Source organism: Lamprobacter modestohalophilus (assembly GCF_016583905.1).
Lineage (GTDB): Bacteria > Pseudomonadota > Gammaproteobacteria > Chromatiales > Chromatiaceae > Lamprobacter > Lamprobacter modestohalophilus.
This window is the reverse complement of record NZ_NRRY01000040.1, coordinates 20830-39741: the sequence shown is the minus strand read 5'-3', so window position 1 is coordinate 39741 and position 18912 is coordinate 20830. Positions and strand designations below refer to the sequence as shown.

The window sequence follows — 18912 nt, the reverse complement described above, 5'->3', positions numbered from 1 at the left end:
GGGCTTGGTGTTTATCCGAGCAGCTGGTACAGGATGTCGGTGTAGATCGTGGAGAGCTGGTCGAGTTCTTCGATGCCGACGCATTCGTTGACTTTGTGGATGGTGGCGTTGATTGGGCCGAGCTCGACCACCTGGGCGCCGGTGGGGGCGATGAAGCGGCCGTCGGAGGTGCCGCCGATAGTGGAGAGCTGGGTTGGCTTGCCGGTGATGGCGAGGATTGCGGCTTGGGTGGCTTCGACCAGGGCGCCTGCTGGGGTCAGGAACGGATGCCCTGAGACGCGCCAGTTGATCTCGTGGTCGAGGCCGTGGCTGTCAAGGATGGCGTGGATGCGCTGTTGGAGCCTCTCCGGCGTCTGCTCGGTCGAGAAGCGGAGGTTGAACAGAACCTCTAGCTCGCCAGGGATGACGTTGTCGGCGCCGGTGCCGGCGTGGATATTCGAGATCTGGAAGCTGGTTGGGGGGAAGTGGTCGTTGCCCTCATCCCAACATTCCGTGCAGAGTTCGGCTAAGGCGGGTGCCGCGCGGTGCACAGGGTTGTCGGCGAGTGTCGGATAGGCCACATGGCCTTGCTTGCCGCGGATGCGCAGCCGGCCACCAAGGCTGCCGCGGCGCCCATTCTTGATGATGTCGCCGAGCCGCTGATGGCTGGATGGCTCACCGACCAAGGCATAGTCGATGCGTTCGTTGCGTGCAGAGAGTGCTTCGACGACGCGGCGGGTGCCGTCGATCGAGGGGCCTTCCTCATCGCTGGTGATCAAGAAAGCGATCGAGCCTTGATGATCGGGGTGCTCGCCGACGAAGCGCTCGGTCGCGGTGATCATTGCCGCCAGCGAGCCCTTCATGTCGCAGGCGCCGCGGCCATAGAGCAGGCCGTCTCGAATCTCGGGTGCGAAGGGATCAGAGGTCCAGTCGGTGAGCGGGCCTGGTGGCACCACATCGGTATGGCCGGCAAAACAGAACAGCGGGCCGTCGCTGCCGCGGCGTGCCCAAAGGTTATCGACCTCGCCGAACCGCATTGGCTCGATGGCGAAACCGAGCGCTGCCAACCGCTCGGCCATCAACGGCTGGCAGCCGGCGTCCACCGGGGTGACCGAGCGGCGGCGGATTAGGTCTAGGGCCAGTTCGAGGGTCGGGGAGACCGTTGAATCTGCAGTTGAATCGAAAGACATCATGGGGCTCATCAACCTGGAGCCGGCGCATCGCGGGCCGGCGACACTGAAAAGGACGCTCAGCAAAAGATCGCGGCGTACTCGGCCTCGGAGAAGCCGAGGTGGCGCTGCTCGCCGGTGTCGAGCAGCGGGCGGCGGATGATCGAGGGGTTGTCGAGCATCACCCGGATGGCTTGGGCCTCGTCCATGCCGTCGCGCACCGTCGGATCGAGCTTGCGCCAGGTCTGGCCACGGCGGTTGATCAGGGTCTCCCAGCCAAGCGCGCTGATCCATGTGCGCAGCAGCGCCTCGTCCAATCCCTGCGTCTTGTAGTCGTGGAACTGGTAGGCGATGCCTTGGGCGTCGAGCCAGGCGCGCGCCTTTTTCATGCGGTCGCAGTTGCGAATACCGTAGAGACTGATTGGCTGGGACACGGATCGGGACCTTGGTGAAAAACCTGGTGGGCTGGCGGTAGGATGGACTCAGATATCGCGCAGCAGCTCGTTGATGCCGACCTTGCCGCGGGTCTTCTCGTCGACCTGCTTGATGATCACGGCGCAGTAGAGGCTGTGGCTGCCGTCTTTCGATGGCAGGTTGCCGGGGACGACGACGGCGCCGGCGGGCACTCGGCCGTAGGTGATCTCGCCGGTCTCGCGGTGGTAGATCTTGGTGCTCTGGCCGATGTAGACCCCCATCGAGATCACCGCGCCCTGCTCGACGATGACGCCCTCGACGATCTCCGAGCGGGCGCCGATGAAGCAGCCGTCTTCGATGATGGTCGGCGCGGCCTGGATCGGCTCGAGCACGCCGCCGATGCCGACGCCGCCGGACAGATGCACGTTCTTGCCGATCTGCGCGCAGGAGCCAACCGTGGCCCAGGTATCGACCATGGTGCCAGAGTCGACATAGGCGCCGATGTTGACGTAGGAGGGCATCAGCACACAGCTCGGCGCGATATAGGAACCGCGGCGGGCGGTGGCTGGCGGTACCACGCGCACGCCACCGTCGCGGAAGTCCTTGGAGCTGACGTCGGCGAACTTCGAGGGCACCTTGTCGTAATAGTTGGTGAAGCCGCCTTTGATGAACTGATTGTCTTCGATGCGGAACGAGAGCAGCACCGCCTTCTTGATCCAGTCGTTGACCATCCAGTCACCGTCGTGTGGCTGGGCGACGCGCAGTTCGCCGCAATCAAGGCGTTCGATGGTGTCGATGACGGCATCGCGCACGCGCGTCTCGACCGTGCGCGGGGTGATCTCGGCGCGGTGCTCGAAGGCCTGCTCGATGATCGCTTGTTGTTCGCTGTGTTGGTCGGACATAGAGGCTCCTGTGGAGATTGATGAAAAGAGCATGTTGGAGAGAGTGGTCTCGGAAAGGCGGTGCTAAGGCCATTTCTGGCAAACCTCGTAGCCTTATCCGCAAAGATTAAGAACCACAGATGGACACAGATGGACACAGATCCTCGCCGTTTCTATCCATATTGATTTGTGTTTATCCGTGTTTATCTGTGGTTCTTCTTGATTAGTGGCTGTTATTGCATGGCCCGTTAAGTCCCGCACCTGTTCATAGCTGCTCGCAGACTGCTCGGATGCGCTGTGCGGCCTCGATGCAGTCGTCAAGCGGTGGCACCAGTGCCATGCGGATGTGGTTCAGGCCGGGGTCGCCCTGGTCGTCGGCGCGCGACAGGAAGCGCCCGGGCAGCACGCGCAGATGTTGCTCGGCCAGCAGACGGCGCGCGAACTCGGTATCCGGGATCGGCGTGCGCGGCCAGAGATAGAAGCCGGCCGGTGGTGTGCTGAACTCGAGCACGCCGTCCAGAATCGCGGTCACGGCGGCGAACTTCTCGCGATAGAGGCGCCGATTCTCGATCACATGCGCCTCATCTTGCCAGGCCAGCAGGCTCGCCTGCTGATGTTGCAACGGCATCGCGCAACCATGGTAGGTGCGGTATTGGAAGAACGGCTCGATCAGCTGCGCATCGCCGGCGACGAAGCCAGAGCGCAATCCAGGCGCATTTGAACGCTTCGACAGACTATGGAAACAGATGCAGCGGCGATAGTCGTTGAGGCCGAGCGCTGCGGCGGCCTGCAGCAGGCCGGGTGGTGGGCTGGCCTCGTCAAGATAGAGCTCGGCGTAGCATTCATCGGAGGCGATGATGAAGTCGTGCCGCTGCGCTAGTTCGATCAGGCGCATCAGCTGGGCCTGGTCCATGACCGCGCCGGTTGGGTTGCCGGGTGAGCAGATGTAGATGAGTTGGCATCGCTCCCAAACCGTTTGCGGGATCGACTCGAGGTCGGGCAGCCAGTGCGTCTCCTCGGTGCAGGGGAGTAGATGGGGCGTGGCACCCGCGAGCAGTGCAGCGCCTTCGTAGATTTGGTAGAAGGGGTTCGGCATCAGCACCAGCGCATCCTCGCGCGGGTCGATGATCGCTTGGGCAAACGCGAAGAGCGCCTCGCGCGTGCCGTTGACCGGGAGCACCTGGGTCTGCGGGTCGATGCCGCTGGGGCCGAGCCCGAAGCGGCGACCGAGCCAGTCGGCGATCGCCTGGCGCAGCTCGATCAGCCCACGCGTGCTCGGATAGATGGAGAGCTGGTGCACATGTGCGACCAGCGCATTGGCGATGAACGATGGCGTTGAGTGCTTAGGCTCGCCAATCGAGAGCGCGATTGCCGGGATGTCGGCCGGCGGCTCGATAGCGCGCATCAGCGCCGCTAGCTTTTCGAATGGATAGGGTTGCAAGCGGCTGAGGTTTGGATTCATGACGGCGAGCGGGCGACCTGCGGATGTTAAGCTGCGGGGCCGTTGCAAGAAGGTTTCGATGAACAATCCACCAGTATAGGCCAGGGGGCTGATCTGCTCCACTCGAGCGCCGGCGCTCGGGTTCATGGCGCGTCATCTTCATGGCGCATCATCACCCTTTCATGGCGCGTCATCACCCTGGCAGAGCAGGCGATTGATTCAGGGTGAGGCTCGGCTAATCAGGACAACCCACTGGAGAACAGGCTTCGATGCATATGATTCATGCGATCCACCACGTCAGCCTCATCGTCGCCGATACTGAGCGTGCCTTGGGCTTCTATCGCGACTTGCTGGGGCTCGAGGTTGATCCTGGGCGACCAGACCTGGGTTATCCAGGCGCCTGGTTGAAGATTGGTGCGCAGCAGATCCACTTGCTGGAATTGCCGAATCCGGACCCAGTTGAGGCGCGCCCTGACCATGGTGGGCGCGATCGGCATCTCGCCGCGACGGTGGCTGATCTTGATGCGGTTGCTGCCTTGCTCGAGGCCGCCGGCACCCCCTATCGCCTGAGTCGTTCCGGACGCCGAGCGCTGTTCACGCGTGATCCGGATGCCAATGCGCTTGAGCTGATCGAGCAGCCGTAGCTGATCACCAACCGTTGTAATACCAGAGATTGTTCCAGTCTGAGGGTGTTTGGGAACTACTACTCTCGGCCGGCTGCTGGCTGCGGGATTCAAGACTGCCACGGGCCAATGGGTCGAGCTCGGCTGATGGCGGAGGTCTGGGAGCCAATGGGCTGAGCCAAGGGCCGCGATTGAGGTAAAGGCGACGCTCGCTCTCGATCAGCTCGCGCCGCTCTTCTTGGCGTCGCCGCTGTCGCTCATGGCGCTCATCGCGCTTGGCGCTGCCAATCGGATCGAATGCGTCGATGCGCGCTTGATGCGCCGCCCGGCGTTGCTCATGCAGGGCGCGCCGCTGAGCGCGAACCTCCTCGAGCCAACGCGGCACCTGGGACTGCGGGCTGCCCGGCTCCGCCCGCCGCGGATCCATGGCCAAGCTTGGTGCCGGCATGGGTGCAGTTCGGGTGTAAGGTGCTGATCCGTTCGTCTGATACGGGGCTGCCTGAGGGACTGGCTGATAGGGGGGGCGAGTGACGCCTTGTTGCGAGGTGTCGCCCTGTTCCAAGGTCTCGCTTTGCGCGGATAGCGCTCCGCGATCGGCGTTTGCGGATCGATCTTCGCGTTCTGCGGCGCCACTCTCGCCGCTCGAGAACAGGGCGATGAACAGGAGTATGGGGTGGCGTGTGAGAAGACGTGTGATGGACATGGTCAACCCGGACAAAGGCTTTACCGTCAAGGAGCTGTGATGCGTCTGCCGGATTTCAAGAGCAATCAGGTTAGCCGCCCGGCGTCTGGTCAAGGCGGTCATGGACCTCCCGCCGCAGGCAGCTCAGGGTCTGCCCGCAGCGCACCGGGGCTCCATCTCGTGTGGCAATGAAGAAGACGTCTTCCACCTCGGCGCCGACCGTGGCGATTTTAGCCCCTTGCACCTGGATGTCACAGCCTTCAAACACGGCGCCGATCTCGGCGAGCAGGCCGGGTCGGTCACGCGTGGTGAGATGCATCAGCGTGCGTTGATTGGTCGCATCCTCGGTGAAACTGATGCGGGTCTCGATCGGGAAGTAGCGCAGTTGACGCGGTAGCCGGCGGTTGACGCGCAGCTCGGCGTTTGGCGGTTGCTGGAGCTCGTGGCGCAGCTCGTTTGCCAAATCGTCGCTGGGCTCGCCCTCGTCCAAGGGCTCATGGTCGCGCGTGAGCACTTGGAAGACGTTGAGCGCGATGCCGTCGTCGGTGGTCATGATGCGGGCGTTGACGATGTCGAGATTGCGTTGATCGAGCAGGGCGGTGATCTGCACGAACAGGCTCTCGCGGTCCTGCGTGTAGATGAAGATCTCGGTACAGCCGCGGTTTGGCAACAGGCGCAGGCTGACGATCGGCAGCTCTTCGGGGCTGGCGTCGAGGATGCGCTTGGTTTGCCAGGCGATCTCCTCCGGTTGGCTGGGTGCAAAGAAGTCGACCGAGAAGCGGAACCAGAGGTTGCGGCAGTCCTCGGCCTCGACGCCCTGACGGGCGAGGATGCGCATGGCCTCGATCTGCTTTTGCTCGATCAGCACATCCTGTGCCTGTGGATTGTCGAGTCCGCGGTCAAGGCTGCGCCGAGCGGCTTGATAGAGTTCGCGCAGCAAGGCGTCTTTCCAACTGCTCCAGCGCTTCGGGTTGGTGCCGCGCACGTCGGCGACCGTGAGCAGGTAGAGGTAGTCGAGCCGGTTGATATCGCTCACCTGCTCGGCGAAGGCTTGGATCACGGCCGGGTCTGAGATGTCTTTGCGCTGCGCCGTGACCGACATCAGCAGATGGTGCTCGACCAGCCAGGCGACCAGCCGGCTATCGAATTCGCTGAGATAATGCAGTTGGCAGAAGTCCCAGGCGTCATGCGCGCCGAGCAGTGAATGATCGCCGCCGCGGCCCTTGCCGATGTCGTGGAAGAGGCCGGCGAGATAGAGGATCTCGAGCTTTGGTACTCGCCTCGCCACGGCGCTACACAGCGGCAGCTCGTTGTCGTGCTCGGGCACCGTGAAGCGGCGCAGATTGCGCAGCACGCGCAAGGTGTGCTCGTCGACGGTATAGACGTGGAAGAGGTCGTACTGCATGCGCCCGACGATATTGGCGAACGCTGGGATGTAGGTGGCGAGCACGCCGTAGCGGTTCATGCGCCGCAGTGTTTGGGTGACCCCGCTCGGATGGCGCAGGATCTCCATGAACAGGCTGCGTGCGCGAACGTCTTCCCGAAAGTCGTCGTCGATGCGATGCCGGTTTTCGCGAATCAAGCGAATGGTCGAGGCGCGCACGCCGCGTAAGCTCGGGCGCAGCTGCAGCAGATGGAAGACCTCGAGCAGCGCGATCGGGCGCTGTTGAAAGACGCGCTCGTGGGTGACCTCGAGGTAACCGCCGCGGCTTTGGAAACGGCGATTGATGGGCTCCGGCGGGCCGATGCGATCCTGCAGCAAGATCGCTTCGCGGAACAGTTGCAGCAGCATCTCATTGAGTCGGTTCAGCTCCATCACCGTACGATAGTACTGCTGCATGAACTGCTCCACGGCGAGATTGTCGCTGTGGTCACGGTAGCCGAATTGGTCGGCGAGGGTGCGCTGATAGTCGAACAGCAGCCGGTCTTCGTGACGGCCGGTGAGCCGATGCAGCGCAAAGCGAATCCGCCACAGCAGGGCGCGGCCTTCGATTAGGGCGAGATGCTCGCTCTCGGTCAGGAAGCCATGCTCGACCAGCTCATGCAACGAGTCTGATCCGAAGTGACGCTTGGTCACCCAAGAGATCATCTGGATGTCGCGCAGCCCGCCTGGGTTCTCCTTGATGTTCGGTTCGAGGTTGTAGGCGGTCTCCCCGTAGCGCCGCCAACGCTTGTGCTGCTCTTCGATCTTGGCCTCGAAGAAGCGGTCGGTGGGCCAGAGTTGATCCGGCGCGATGGCCGACTGCAGCTGGTCGAAGAGCGCGAAGCGTCCGGTGATAAAGCGGGCCTCGATCAGATTGCTGATGACCGTCAGATCATCGGCCGCGGCGGCAGCACATTCCGACAGGTTCCGGACCGAATGGCCGAGCTCGACACCGATATCCCAGAGGAAGGTCACCAGCTCGGTGAGCGGACCTTGCAGAGACTCGAGCGAATCCTCGTCGACGAGGATCAAGAGGTCGATGTCGGATGCCGGATGCAGTTCCGCGCGGCCGTAGCCACCAACGGCGATCAGGGCGCCCAGGTCGGGCGCTGGCATGAGGCGCTGCCAAGCGCAGCGCAGCACCATGTCGACCAGCGCGGAGCGCGCGGCGAGCAGTTGGCCGACCGGAGCCCCTTGTGCGTAGCTCTCGAACAGGCCCTCACGAGCCTCCTTGAGGGTCTGCCGAAACCCCTTCAGGGCGCTGCCGGGATCGGCGCTGAGTAGCTCGGCCTCGCGCTCTAGCAGGTCGAATCCAGGCGTGCCCTCGGTTCTCATCCGGTGCCTGTGCGCAGCTGAACCGGCGTTGCGCTGCCCGTGGCTGTTTCGGCCGCCTGCTCGGGGCCTTGCTCGGCGTCTGACCCGGCGGCCTGCGCCAGCTCTTCCTGGCGCAGCGTTAAGACCTCGTGGCCGTCGTCGGTGATCAGGATGGTGTGCTCCCACTGTGCCGAGAGGGCGCGATCCTTGGTCACCACGGTCCAGCCATCGGGGAGGAGTTTGACCTGGCGTTTGCCGGCATTGACCATCGGCTCGATGGTGAAGCACATGCCCGCCTGCAGCCGGAGCCCGTCGCCTGGCTTGCCGTAATGGAGCACCTGCGGCTCTTCGTGGAATTCGCGTCCGATGCCATGACCGCAGTACTCGCGCACCACCGAGAAGCGATGACGCTCGACAAAGGTCTGGATCGCATGACCGATGTCGCCAAGTGTGGCGCCCGGCCTGGCTGCGGTGATGCCGATACGCATCGCCTGTTGGGTGATCTCGACCAGTCTTCGGGCCAGCACCGTCGGCTCGCCAACGTAGAACATCTTGCTGGTGTCGCCGTGGTAGCCGTCTTTGATGACGGTGATATCGATGTTGACGATATCGCCCTTCTTCAGGCGCTTGTTGCCGGGAATGCCGTGGCAAACCTGGTTGTTGACCGAGGTGCAGATCGAGCGAGGGAAGCCGCGGTAGTGGAGCGGCGCCGGAATCGCATCGAGCTGGTTGACGATGAACGCGTGGCAGATACGGTCGAGTTCATCGGTGGTGACGCCGGGCACGACGTGTGGCTCGATCATCTCGAGCACGGATGCTGCCAGCCGGCCCGCAACCCGCATCTTTTCGATTTCCTCGGCGCTCTTGATGGCAACACTCATAGGGCAAAAGGTCCCGCGACAGAGAATACTGGTGACGAACGACGAAGGTCTGCTCGACGTCGCTGTGGTTTGCGACGATCAAACCCGCCATGGTATAAGACGCGGCGGAGTCGGGCAATCAACGTCGGGTAATCAACCTCCGTTCCGTTCTCCGCATTTTTCACACACAGAGATGTCGCTGCCGGCGGTTAAGGTCAAGGGCCAAGGCTCAGCGGGCGCGACAAGCAAACTACGCCACACACGTGCCGACACATGATGCTGGGTGCCTCGCAAGGGGTTGCATTATGGGGTGCGTGGAGGCCCAACCCAACACGAGTACAGGTTCATGAGCGACGTATCGATGCGGGACATGCTGCAGGCCGGTGTCCATTTCGGCCATCAGACCCGCTACTGGAATCCGAAGATGGCGGCCTACATCTTTGGGCAGCGGAACAAGATCCACATCGTCAACCTGGAGCGCACCCTGCCGCTCTATCAGGAGGCGATGGGTTATCTAGGCAAGCTTGCGGCGAACGGTGGCAAGGTCCTGTTCGTCGGCACCAAGCGGGCGGCGCAAGACGCGATCCGTGAGGAAGCGACGCGCTGCAATATGCCCTATGTGAATCATCGTTGGCTCGGCGGCATGCTGACCAACTTCAAGACCGTCAAGCAGTCGATCGCGCGGCTCAAAGAGCTCGAGGTGATGTTCGAAGACGGCAGCATCGAGCGTTTCGGTAAGAAGGAGCAGCTGACCCTACGCCGCGAGCTAGACAAGCTCGAGCTGAGCCTGGGCGGCATCAAGAATATGAACGGTCTGCCGGATGCGTTGTTCGTGGTCGACGTCGGTCACGAGAAGATCGCCGTCAACGAGGCCAACAAGCTTGGCGTGCCGGTGGTCGGCGTTGTCGATACCAACAACGATCCGAGCCAGGTCGACTATGTGATCCCTGGCAACGACGACGCGATCCGTGCCGTCCGCCTCTATATCGAAGGCGCTGCCTCAGCCATCCTCGACGGACGTCAGACGGCAGCGGCGATGGCCGGTGGTCGCGATCTTGCCGAAGAGCCCGAGGCTGCCGCTGCAGGCTGAGCGATCGGATTCAGATCGAATCTTGCCCGAGCGCGCTGCGCGACTGTCTCGGGCTTCAATCAATTTTGTTGGAGTGACTCATGGCGATTTCAGCCGCACTGGTCAAGGAGCTGCGCGAGCGTACCGGCGCCGGCATGATGGAATGCAAAAAGGCGTTGGTCGAAACGAATGGCGATATCGAGGCTGCTATTGAGGCGATGCGCAAGTCGGGGCAGGCAAAGGCTGCGAAGAAGGCCGGGCGGGTTGCCGCTGACGGTGTCGCGGAGCTTCGCATCGCTGACGACGGCAGCACCGCTGTCGTCGTCGAGGTCAATAGCGAGACCGACTTTGTAGCTAAGGACGAGAATTTTGCTGGGTTTGCTGCTGCGGTCGCCAAGACTGCGCTGACCAGCGGCGTGACGGATGAAGTCGCACTCGCAGCTCAGCCGTTGGTCGGCGGCTCCGGAGAGACCGTCGAAGAGGCGCGGCAGGCGTTGATCGCCAAGATCGGCGAGAATGTGGCGGTGCGTCGCATGCAGCGTTTCGATGCCCCCGAAGGCGGCCTGTACAGCTACAAGCATGGCGTGCGTATCGCCGTGTTGGTCGAGATGCTCGGTGGCGATGAGGCCCTTGGTCGCGATATCGCGATGCACATCGCGGCATCGAGCCCGCTTTGCGTCTCGGCCGAACAGGTTCCGGCGGATGCGCTTGCAAAGGAGCGCGAGATCTTCCAGGCTCAGGCCCTCGAGAGTGGCAAGCCGGCCAACATCATCGATAAGATCACTGAAGGGCGGATGCGGAAATACCTCGAAGAGGTGACCCTGCTCGGCCAGGCCTTCGTCAAGGACCCCGATACCCAAGTCGGCGATCTGCTCAAGGCGCGTGGTGCCGAGATCAAGCGGTTCGCGCGCATGGAGGTCGGCGAGGGTGTCGAGAAGAAGGTCGAAAACTTCGCTGATGAGGTGAAGGCCCAGGCGGCTCAGGTCTAGGGCTCGCCGTCAACCCAACGCTTAAGGATCGGATCGTGCCGCAGACACCCTATCGGCGTATCTTGTTAAAGCTGAGCGGCGAGGCGCTGCTCGGCGACGAGTCCTGTGGTATCGACCCGAAATTGTTGGGACGTCTCGCGGACGATATTGCCGATCTAGCGCGCCAAGGGTTACAGCTGGCGCTGGTCATCGGCGGCGGAAACATCTTTCGTGGCGCGGCCCTCGCGGCTGAGGGCATGGACCGCGTGACCGGTGATCACATGGGGATGTTGGCGACGCTGATGAATGCGCTCGCGATGCAGGATGCGCTCGAGCGCCGCTCGGTCCCAACCCGAGTGATGTCGGCACTGAAGGTCAATCAGGTTTGTGAAGACTATATCCGCCGTCGTGCGTTGCGGCATCTAGAGAAAGGCCTCGTGACCATCTTTGCAGCCGGCACAGGCAATCCCTTCTTCACGACTGACTCAGCCGCAAGCCTGCGAGCGGTTGAGATCGGGGCTGATCTTCTGGTCAAGGCGACGAAGGTCGATGGCGTCTTCTCTGACGACCCGATGACGAATCCGAACGCAACCTTCTACAAGCGATTGACCTATGATCAGGCTATCGCTGAACGGCTTAAGGTGATGGACACAACGGCCATCGTCCTCTGCCGCGACAATGGGATCCCGCTGCGCATCTTGAACATTTACGAGGCCGGCGCGCTTGCCCGAGTGGCGGCGGGTGAGGATATTGGCTCGCTGGTGGTGACTGGGAACGAACAATGATCGACGACATCAAGAAAGACGCAGCAGATCGGATGTCTAAGAGTGCTGAGGCATTGCGTCACGAACTCGCGAAGATCCGTACCGGACGCGCCCATCCGTCGCTGCTGGATCACCTAAAGGTGAGCTACTACGGCTCTGACGTGCCCATCAATCAGGTCGCGAACGTCGCCGTTGAGGACGCACGCACGCTGACCGTGACGCCCTGGGAGCGGAACATGGTGCAAGCGGTTGAGAAGGCCATCATCCAGTCGGACCTCGGCGTCAACCCGAACAGCGCTGGCACTGTGATCCGTGTGCCGATGCCTTCGCTGACAGAAGAGCGGCGTCGCGACTTACAGCGCATCGCTCGGGGAGAAGCGGAACAGGCACGTGTTGCGGTGCGTAACATTCGCCGCGATGCGAATCATGAGCTGAAGGAGCTGGTTAAGGAGAAGCTGATCTCCGAAGATGACGAGCGGCGCGGACAAGAGATTGTTCAAAAACTGACCGATCAGTTCGTTAAAGAGGTCGATCAGATTTTGGAGGAGAAAGAGCAGGATCTGATGGCGATTTGATTGCGGCACATGTTCCGCATCTCTCGTTGCTGCCTTGTGAAGCTCGCTGATCACTGATGATCCTAGCGCCCGTCGTCGATCCTGAAGGAGTCCCGTTCAAGGTGCCTCACCATGTTGCCATCATCATGGATGGCAACGGGCGATGGGCGCGGCAACGTGGCTTGCCCCGGACTCAGGGCCACCGCGCTGGGGCTAAGAGTGTTCGTGCTGTGGTCGAACAGAGCCTGCGCAGCGGCGTGAAGATCCTCACCCTGTTCGCATTTAGCAGCGAGAATTGGCGGCGGCCAAAGTCTGAGGTCAGCACCTTGCTCGAGCTCTTCATGAGTACCCTGAGGGCTGAGGTGAGTCGCCTGGCTGAGCACGGCGTGAAGCTCCGCTTCATTGGCGATCTATCTGCGTTCTCGGATAGGCTGCAACGTCAGCTGGCTGCCGCCGAGGTGGCGACCTGCGAAGGCGATGCCTTGCTGCTTCAGGTTGCCGCGAACTATGGCGGCCGCTGGGATATTGCGCAGTCGGTCCGCGCCCTGGCCCGAGAGGTGTCTGCTGGGCGACTTGAGCCGGACGCGATCGATGAGAAGCGCATCGAGTCTCACCTCTGTACGGCTGGATTGCCGGAGCCCGATCTCTTCATTCGCACCGGCGGCGAGAAGCGCATCAGCAACTTTCTGTTGTGGCAGTCGGCCTATGCTGAATTTTATTTCTCAGATCTGATGTGGCCCGAGTTTGATGCCGATGCCTTTGGCGCCGCACTCAAGGATTTCGGGCGTCGTCAGCGGCGCTTCGGCCTCACCAGCGAACAGGTCACTGAACTGGCCGAAGTCTATGGCGCCTGATCACGTTGGTTGGTGGACGCCTGCGTTGCGTGCTCGGGTTTTGACCGCGCTCCTGCTGGCGCCCTTGGTGATGGTCGGCGTGCTGCTGTTGCCCACGGCTTGGGTGGCGCTGCTGATGGCGCTGTTTGTCGCCATGGGCGCTTGGGAATGGTCGGCGCTGGCGGGGTTTGATGCGCGGGCGGTGCGCGCTGGCTATGTGGCGCTGGCGCTGGCCTGCCTGGTGCTCCTCTGGCTGGCTGCGGCCACGCTGTTCGATATCTTTATCCTGGCCGCTGCCGCACTCTGGTGGCTGGTGCTCTCGGTGCGACTGGTCTCGATTGAGCGCATCGACCAGCCAACGCAGATCGAGCCGGTGCTGTTGCTGCTGGGTCTATTGGTGTTGGTGGCGCCTTGGCTGGCGTTGGTGCAGCTGCACCGACTCCCAGACAACGGCCCGGGCGTTGCGCTGGGTTTGCTGATGCTGATCTGGATCGCGGATTCGGCTGCCTATTTCGGTGGGCGGCATTTCGGCCGGGTGAAGTTGTCTGTACTGCTCAGCCCGGGCAAGACACGCGCTGGCGTCTATGCCGGCTTGGCTGCCGCGGTTGTCTGGGGTGGGTTCGTTGCGATTCTGCTTGGCTTGGCTGCAGCGAAGACGCTGCTCCTGCTGCTGATCTGCGTCCTGACCGCAGTGATGTCGGTGGTTGGCGATCTGTTCGAGAGCTTGTTGAAGCGGCGGCGTGGGATCAAGGATGCCGGCTCCCTATTGCCCGGCCATGGCGGCATACTGGATCGCATCGACAGTCTGACAGCAGCGGCTCCGATCTTTGCGCTAGGCTATATCTGGCTCATCGGCGGGCAATGACGGAGGAGAGGCTATGATCGGTATCACGGTGCTCGGTTCGACCGGCTCCATTGGCGTTAGCACCCTCGATGTGGTGCTTCGGCACCCTGGCCGCTTTCGGGTGGTGGCGCTGAGTGCGCACCGCAACGTCGAGCGCATGGCCGAGCAATGCCGTCGCGTAGAGCCTGACTATGCGGTGATGGTTGATCCCTCGGCCGCAGTCGCGTTGCGTGAGCGGCTCGCGGACATGTCTCGGCCCCCCGAGGTGCTTGCGGGTGCCGAGTCGTTGGACACCATCGCCGCATTGCCCGAGGCCGATTACGTGATGGCGGCCATCGTTGGGGCGGCGGGTCTGCAGTCGACCCTGGCGGCGACCCGTGCTGGTAAGCGTGTCTTGCTGGCGAACAAGGAGGCGCTCGTGGTGGCCGGTGAGATCATGATGCGGGCCGTGGCGGAGAGCAACGCCCTGTTGCTACCGATTGACAGCGAGCATAACGCCATCTTTCAGTGCATGCCGCCGAGCTTTGCCGACGGGCTCGGCCAGTGCGGCGTCGAGCGCATCCTGCTGACTGCCTCGGGCGGGCCGTTCCGTGATGCTGCGCCGGAGTCGCTGGCGGCGGTAACACCGGATCAGGCCTGTGCCCATCCGAACTGGCAGATGGGGCGCAAGATCTCGGTGGATTCCGCGACCATGATGAATAAAGGCCTAGAGATCATCGAGGCCTGCTGGCTGTTCAATACCTCAGCGGACAAGATCCAGGTCGTGGTGCATCCGCAAAGCGTGATCCACTCGATGGTTCAGTATTCCGACGGCTCGGTCTTGGCCCAGCTCGGAAACCCGGACATGCGAACGCCGATTGCGCACGCCCTAGCCTGGCCTGAGCGCATGGTCTCGGGGGTCGAGCCGTTGGACCTGTTTATGACCGCTCAGCTTGATTTTGAACCGCCGGCGCTGGATCGTTTCCCCTGTCTGGCGTTGGCGTACCGGGCCGCGGGCGAGGGTGGCACCGCTCCTGTTGTGCTGAACGCCGCCAATGAGGTTGCGGTGGCTGCCTTTCTCGCCGAGCGGATCGGCTTTACCCAGATCGCGACGCTGGTCGAGCGCACCATGGACCAGCTGCCGTCCGAGCCTGTTGGCGCGAATGGCCTAGAGCAGGTGTTGTCAGTCGATGCTCGAGCGCGGGAGCTCGCGGAACAACGCCTACTCGAGATGGTCGCTTAAGCCACGATGCTAGATCTTCTCCTCAAACTCGGTGCCTTCCTGGTTGCCATCATTGTCCTGGTGACCGTGCACGAATTCGGGCACTTCTGGGTCGCTCGTCGGCTCGGTGTCAAGGTTCTGCGGTTCTCGATCGGCTTCGGGCGTCCGCTGCTCACCTGGCGCCGGCGCGACGATCCGACCGAGTACGTGATCGCGGCGATACCGGCCGGTGGTTACGTTAAGATGCTCGACGAGCGAGAAGAGCCTGTCCCCGAGGCGGAGCTGGCACAGGCCTTCAACCGGCAAAAGCTGTGGATACGCTCGGCCATCGTGGTCGCTGGCCCAGCGTTCAACTTTCTGTTCGCTTTCCTGCTCTATTGGCTCCTCTTCATGGCCGGGCAGTCGGGTCTGAAGCCAGAGATTGGGGAGGTGGCGCCGGAGAGTATCGCTGCTGAGGCCGGCTTTGAGCCCGGCGATCTCGTGCTCGAGGTTGGCGATCGTCCGACGCCGACTTGGAGTTCAGTCTGGCTCACAACCCTGTCCGAGGGGATCGGCGGGGACGACCTTAACATCCGGGTCCAGCGCCCCGATGGCAGCGAACAGGTTCATATCCTGAACGGCGATCTGCTAGCCGATCTCGAGCCTGGCCAGGGCTTTCTCGATGCGATTGGTCTGCAACGCGCATCACCGTTGATTCCCGCAGTCATCGGTGAGCTGATTCCCGGCGAGCCGGCAGCGGAGGCGGGGCTGAAAGTCGGCGATCGGGTTCTGCAAGTCGATGGCGTCGAGATTGGCGATTGGCAGGAGCTGGTCGAGACGGTGCAGGCGCACCCTGATCAGGTCTTGCGTCTCTCGATCCAGCGCGGGGCAGAGCGTTTGATGCTCTCGATCCGCCCACGGTCGGTCGAGGTCGACGGTGAGCAGAGTGGGCGTATCGGCGCGGGTGTCCAGTTTCCCGACGAGCTGCTCGACGAGCAAGAGGTCTGGGTCTCTTACGGACCCGTCGAGGCCATTGGCCAGGCCGCGCGGCGGGTGGTCGACGTGTCGGTCTTGACCTTGCAGATCGTCGGTAAGATGCTGGTCGGCACGGCTTCGGTCGAGAACATCAGCAGTCCCATCGGTATCGCCAATGCAGCGGGCCAGACCGCAAGCTACGGTTTGTCTTCGTTCGTTCAGTTCCTCGCCTTGTTGAGCGTGAGTCTCGGCTTGATCAACCTGTTCCCTATCCCGGTGCTCGATGGCGGTCATCTCCTCTACTTCGCGATTGAAGGCGTGATCGGCCGTCCCTTGTCCGACGCGGTGCAGGAGCAGGGCCAACGCATCGGCATTGCGTTGCTGATCTCCCTGATGGCGCTGGCCTTCTACGTCGACATCGCACGATTCCTGAGTTGATCCCGCGGTGTGATCTCGCTGGGCTGATTTGGGTAAATCCCTTATACTCGAGCGCTTTGCAGGCGTTGGGTCACGCAGGTCGTTATCATCTGGTTTGATGGCGTCTCGTAAGCCTGACCATGCCGGGCCTAAAGCATCGTTCGTTTCCTGTCCAGGAGGTCAATGTGACGTCGTCTCGCGCCATCAGCGCAGTAGGCCGATTGAGGGCAGCGGTTTTCGCCTTGCTGTTCCTCGCCGTCGGCGTCCAGGCCGCTGAATTCGAGGTTGCCGATATTCGCGTCGAGGGTCTTCAGCGCATCGCTGCTGGAACCATCTTCAACTACCTGCCGGTCCAGGTCGGGGACCGGGTGAGCGACGGCATTACCGGCAACATCATCCGCTCGCTCTACTCGACCGGCTTCTTCAGTGATGTCAAGGTCGAGCGCGAAGGCGATGTGCTGATCGTCGTGGTGCGCGAGCGCCCGGCCATCGCGCAGATCGACCTCTCTGGCAACAAATCCCTGAAGACGGAGCAGCTCAAGCAGGGTCTCGAAGAGATCGGCCTGGCCGAGGGCCGGGTATTCAATCCAGCCATGCTGGATCGCATCGAGCAGGAGCTGCGACGGCAGTATTTCGGTGCCGGCAAGTATGGGGTCGACATCGAATCCACGGTCTCTCCGCTGGAGCGGAACCGGGTGGGGGTCAGGATCGCGATCACCGAAGGCCGGACCGCGCGCATCAAACAGATCAATATCATCGGTAACGAGGCCTTTGACGACAAAGAGCTGCTGAAGCAGTTCGAGCTGGGTACGACCCGGTGGTACTCGTTCTATACCAAGAACGACCAGTATTCGAAGCAGAAGTTGGGCGGTGATCTCGAGGATCTGCGTTCCTTCTATCTCGATCGCGGCTACGTCAATTTCCAGATCACCTCGACCCAAGTCTCGATCAGCCCGGATAAGGACGGCATGTACGTCACCATCGCTGTCGAAGAGGGTGATGTCTATCGGGTGAAAGACATCAAGCTGGCGGGTGAGTCTTCGGTCCCAACCGAGGAACTGTTTCCGCTGATCCACCTGCGTCGCGGCGAAGACTTCTCTCGCATCAAGGCGACCGAGAGCGCTGAGCGAATCTCCGAATTGTTGGGCAGTGAGGGCTATGCCTTTGCCAACGTCAACGCGGTGCCGGAGATCGATGAGGAAAACAAGGAGGTCACCATCACCTTCTTTGTCGACCCCGGCAAGCGTGTCTACGTCCGCCGGATCAACATGGAAGGCAACACACGCACCCGTGACGTCGTGTTGCGGCGCGAGATGCGCCAGCTGGAGCGGGCCTGGTTCTCCACCGAGCTGGTCAAACGCTCGCGCGAGCGCTTGCAGCGACTCGGCTACTTTGAAGATGTCACGCTCGAAACGCCAGCTGTGCCCGGCCTCGCCGATCAGGTGGATGTTGATGTGACGGTGAAGGAAAGGCCCTCTGGCAACCTGCTTGCTGGCGTCGGCTTTTCGCAGTCGCAGGGCATCTTGTTCAATGCCAGTGTGACCCAGAATAACTTCCTCGGTACCGGTAAGCGCGTCTCGTTGGCACTGAATACGAGCCGCAGTTCTCAACTCTATCGGCTGGCCTACACCAACCCCTATTACACGGTCGACGGCATTAGCCGCGGCTTTGATCTGAGTTACAGGGCGACCAATTTTGACGATCTCACCGGCGCCGATTATACGACCGACGTTGGCGTCGCCGAGATCAATTTTGGCCTGCCAATCTCCGATAACAGCCGTGCCGGCCTCGGATTTCGCTATCAGTACACGCACTTCTTTCCGGGCGGGGCATCGCCACTGGCGCAGGACTTTGTGCTGGACAATGGCGACAAGTTCAATGATTTCTTTGTCACCGCAAGCTATACCAAGGACAGCCGCGATTCGGCCATCTTTCCCAACCAAGGCACGCTGCAGCGCGTATTTGGCGAGATTGCGATCCCGGGGAGCGACCTTCAATACTATCGGCTGAATGTTCAGGGGCGGCAGTACATCCCGCTGACACGCCGTTTTACCTTTGCTGCGAAGGGCGACCTCGGCTATGGCGCCGGCTATGGGGATACCGCGCAATTGCCATTCTTTGAGAACTTCTACGCGGGTGGCCCGCAGTCGGTGCGCGGCTATGACGCCTACTCGCTCGGTCCGCGGGAGGTTGGCGGGAATGAGGACCCGGTTGGTGGCAACCTAAAGCTCACCGGCTCGCTCGAGGTCTATGCACCGCCACCCATCGGCGGACGCTTCGAGAATACCGTTCGCCTCGGCGCCTTCTTCGACTTTGGTAATGTGTGGTGGACCGAGACCGATCCTTTGGTCACACCAACCGGTTTCGACCTTGGCGAGCTGCGCTACTCGACGGGTCTCTCGTTCGCGTGGCTATCGCCCGTGGGTGCGCTGTCTGTGAGTCTGGCCTATCCGATCAATTCGACGGATCAGGATGAGACTCAGATCTTCCAATTCTCCTTCGGCCAAGCATTCTAGAGCCGA

The 18912-nt window shown here is 62.0% G+C and carries 17 protein-coding genes; 10 read left to right on the top strand and 7 right to left on the bottom strand.

Annotated features, from left to right (window positions below):
* Nucleotides 1–11: 11 nt before the first annotated feature.
* The 4 genes from dapE to dapC all read right to left on the bottom strand — a co-directional run bounded on the left by dapE (nt 12) and on the right by dapC (nt 3905).
* Nucleotides 12–1169 carry a succinyl-diaminopimelate desuccinylase gene (gene dapE, locus CKO42_RS18955; protein ID WP_200247460.1) on the bottom strand — a complete coding sequence of 386 codons (1158 nt, stop codon included), beginning with the start codon at nt 1167–1169 and terminating at the stop codon, nt 12–14.
* Nucleotides 1170–1228: 59 nt separating this feature from the next.
* The gene (locus CKO42_RS18950; RefSeq protein ID WP_338034955.1) at nt 1229–1582 is read right to left on the bottom strand and encodes an ArsC family reductase; all 354 of its coding nucleotides are present in this window, start codon (nt 1580–1582) and stop codon (nt 1229–1231) included.
* A gap of 48 nt (nt 1583–1630) precedes the next feature.
* The gene (gene dapD / locus CKO42_RS18945; RefSeq protein ID WP_200247458.1) at nt 1631–2464 is read right to left on the bottom strand and encodes a 2,3,4,5-tetrahydropyridine-2,6-dicarboxylate N-succinyltransferase; all 834 of its coding nucleotides are present in this window, start codon (nt 2462–2464) and stop codon (nt 1631–1633) included.
* A gap of 244 nt (nt 2465–2708) precedes the next feature.
* The gene (dapC, locus tag CKO42_RS18940) at nt 2709–3905 is read right to left on the bottom strand and encodes a succinyldiaminopimelate transaminase (RefSeq protein WP_200247480.1); all 1197 of its coding nucleotides are present in this window, start codon (nt 3903–3905) and stop codon (nt 2709–2711) included.
* A gap of 254 nt (nt 3906–4159) precedes the next feature.
* On the opposite strand from dapC, the gene CKO42_RS18935 reads away from it, so the two are divergent.
* Nucleotides 4160–4528: a VOC family protein gene (locus CKO42_RS18935; RefSeq protein WP_420844332.1), complete on the top strand. Its 369-nt coding sequence runs from the start codon at nt 4160–4162 to the stop codon at nt 4526–4528.
* Between the two features lie 4 nt (nt 4529–4532).
* Here CKO42_RS18935 and CKO42_RS18930 read toward each other — a convergent pair whose 3' ends face one another.
* The 3 genes from CKO42_RS18930 to map form a co-directional block, all read right to left on the bottom strand.
* A complete protein-coding gene (locus CKO42_RS18930; RefSeq protein WP_200247454.1) occupies nt 4533–5210 on the bottom strand; it encodes a hypothetical protein in 678 nt (225 codons plus the stop codon).
* A 70-nt stretch (nt 5211–5280) separates the two neighbouring features.
* Nucleotides 5281–7947, bottom strand: coding sequence for a [protein-PII] uridylyltransferase (gene glnD / locus CKO42_RS18925; RefSeq protein ID WP_200247452.1), 2667 nt, complete (start codon nt 7945–7947; stop codon nt 5281–5283).
* On the bottom strand, nt 7944–8807 hold the full coding sequence (gene map, locus CKO42_RS18920) for a type I methionyl aminopeptidase (protein WP_200247450.1): 864 nt from the start codon (nt 8805–8807) through the stop codon (nt 7944–7946). The genes glnD and map overlap by 4 nt, the downstream gene beginning before the upstream one ends.
* Before the next feature lie 340 nt (nt 8808–9147).
* Between map and rpsB the strand changes: the two genes are divergently transcribed.
* The 9 genes from rpsB (at nt 9148) to bamA (ending at nt 18906) form a co-directional block, all read left to right on the top strand.
* Nucleotides 9148–9876, top strand: a complete 729-nt coding sequence (gene rpsB / locus CKO42_RS18915) for a 30S ribosomal protein S2 (RefSeq protein ID WP_200247478.1) — start codon at nt 9148–9150, stop codon at nt 9874–9876.
* 80 nt (nt 9877–9956) lie between these two features.
* Nucleotides 9957–10844 (top strand): translation elongation factor Ts, encoded by an 888-nt coding sequence (gene tsf / locus CKO42_RS18910; protein ID WP_200247448.1) that lies wholly within the window; start codon nt 9957–9959, stop codon nt 10842–10844.
* 35 nt (nt 10845–10879) lie between these two features.
* Entirely contained in the window at nt 10880–11608 is a 729-nt protein-coding gene (gene pyrH / locus CKO42_RS18905; RefSeq protein WP_200247446.1) for a UMP kinase, read from the top strand.
* Nucleotides 11605–12162, top strand: coding sequence for a ribosome recycling factor (gene frr / locus CKO42_RS18900; protein ID WP_200247444.1), 558 nt, complete (start codon nt 11605–11607; stop codon nt 12160–12162). The genes pyrH and frr overlap by 4 nt, the downstream gene beginning before the upstream one ends.
* Before the next feature lie 56 nt (nt 12163–12218).
* Nucleotides 12219–12995 carry a polyprenyl diphosphate synthase gene (uppS, locus tag CKO42_RS18895; protein WP_200247442.1) on the top strand — a complete coding sequence of 259 codons (777 nt, stop codon included), beginning with the start codon at nt 12219–12221 and terminating at the stop codon, nt 12993–12995.
* Nucleotides 12985–13839, top strand: coding sequence for a phosphatidate cytidylyltransferase (locus CKO42_RS18890; RefSeq protein WP_200247439.1), 855 nt, complete (start codon nt 12985–12987; stop codon nt 13837–13839). The genes uppS and CKO42_RS18890 overlap by 11 nt, the downstream gene beginning before the upstream one ends.
* A 13-nt stretch (nt 13840–13852) precedes the next feature.
* Complete coding sequence (gene ispC, locus CKO42_RS18885) at nt 13853–15040, top strand: 1-deoxy-D-xylulose-5-phosphate reductoisomerase (RefSeq protein WP_200247436.1); 1188 nt, start codon at nt 13853–13855, stop codon at nt 15038–15040.
* Nucleotides 15041–15046: 6 nt separating this feature from the next.
* On the top strand, nt 15047–16411 hold the full coding sequence (rseP, locus tag CKO42_RS18880; RefSeq protein ID WP_200247434.1) for an RIP metalloprotease RseP: 1365 nt from the start codon (nt 15047–15049) through the stop codon (nt 16409–16411).
* 200 nt (nt 16412–16611) lie between these two features.
* Nucleotides 16612–18906 (top strand): outer membrane protein assembly factor BamA, encoded by a 2295-nt coding sequence (gene bamA / locus CKO42_RS18875; RefSeq protein ID WP_242479529.1) that lies wholly within the window; start codon nt 16612–16614, stop codon nt 18904–18906.
* The last annotated feature ends 6 nt before the right edge of the window (nt 18907–18912 follow it).

Bases quoted from the DNA above. Each gene is read 5' to 3' on its own strand.
- CKO42_RS18935 (WP_420844332.1), top strand. From the start codon at position 4,160: ATGATTCATGCGATCCACCACGTCAGCCTCATCGTCGCCGATACTGAG.
- uppS (WP_200247442.1), top strand. From the start codon at position 12,219: ATGATCCTAGCGCCCGTCGTCGATCCTGAAGGAGTCCCGTTCAAGGTG.
- glnD (WP_200247452.1), bottom strand. From the start codon at position 7,947: ATGAGAACCGAGGGCACGCCTGGATTCGACCTGCTAGAGCGCGAGGCC.
- rseP (WP_200247434.1), top strand. From the start codon at position 15,047: ATGCTAGATCTTCTCCTCAAACTCGGTGCCTTCCTGGTTGCCATCATT.
- dapD (WP_200247458.1), bottom strand. From the start codon at position 2,464: ATGTCCGACCAACACAGCGAACAACAAGCGATCATCGAGCAGGCCTTC.
- dapC (WP_200247480.1), bottom strand. From the start codon at position 3,905: ATGAATCCAAACCTCAGCCGCTTGCAACCCTATCCATTCGAAAAGCTA.
- tsf (WP_200247448.1), top strand. From the start codon at position 9,957: ATGGCGATTTCAGCCGCACTGGTCAAGGAGCTGCGCGAGCGTACCGGC.
- CKO42_RS18930 (WP_200247454.1), bottom strand. From the start codon at position 5,210: ATGTCCATCACACGTCTTCTCACACGCCACCCCATACTCCTGTTCATC.
- frr (WP_200247444.1), top strand. From the start codon at position 11,605: ATGATCGACGACATCAAGAAAGACGCAGCAGATCGGATGTCTAAGAGT.
- rpsB (WP_200247478.1), top strand. From the start codon at position 9,148: ATGCGGGACATGCTGCAGGCCGGTGTCCATTTCGGCCATCAGACCCGC.
- dapE (WP_200247460.1), bottom strand. From the start codon at position 1,169: ATGTCTTTCGATTCAACTGCAGATTCAACGGTCTCCCCGACCCTCGAA.
- ispC (WP_200247436.1), top strand. From the start codon at position 13,853: ATGATCGGTATCACGGTGCTCGGTTCGACCGGCTCCATTGGCGTTAGC.
- CKO42_RS18890 (WP_200247439.1), top strand. From the start codon at position 12,985: ATGGCGCCTGATCACGTTGGTTGGTGGACGCCTGCGTTGCGTGCTCGG.
- map (WP_200247450.1), bottom strand. From the start codon at position 8,807: ATGAGTGTTGCCATCAAGAGCGCCGAGGAAATCGAAAAGATGCGGGTT.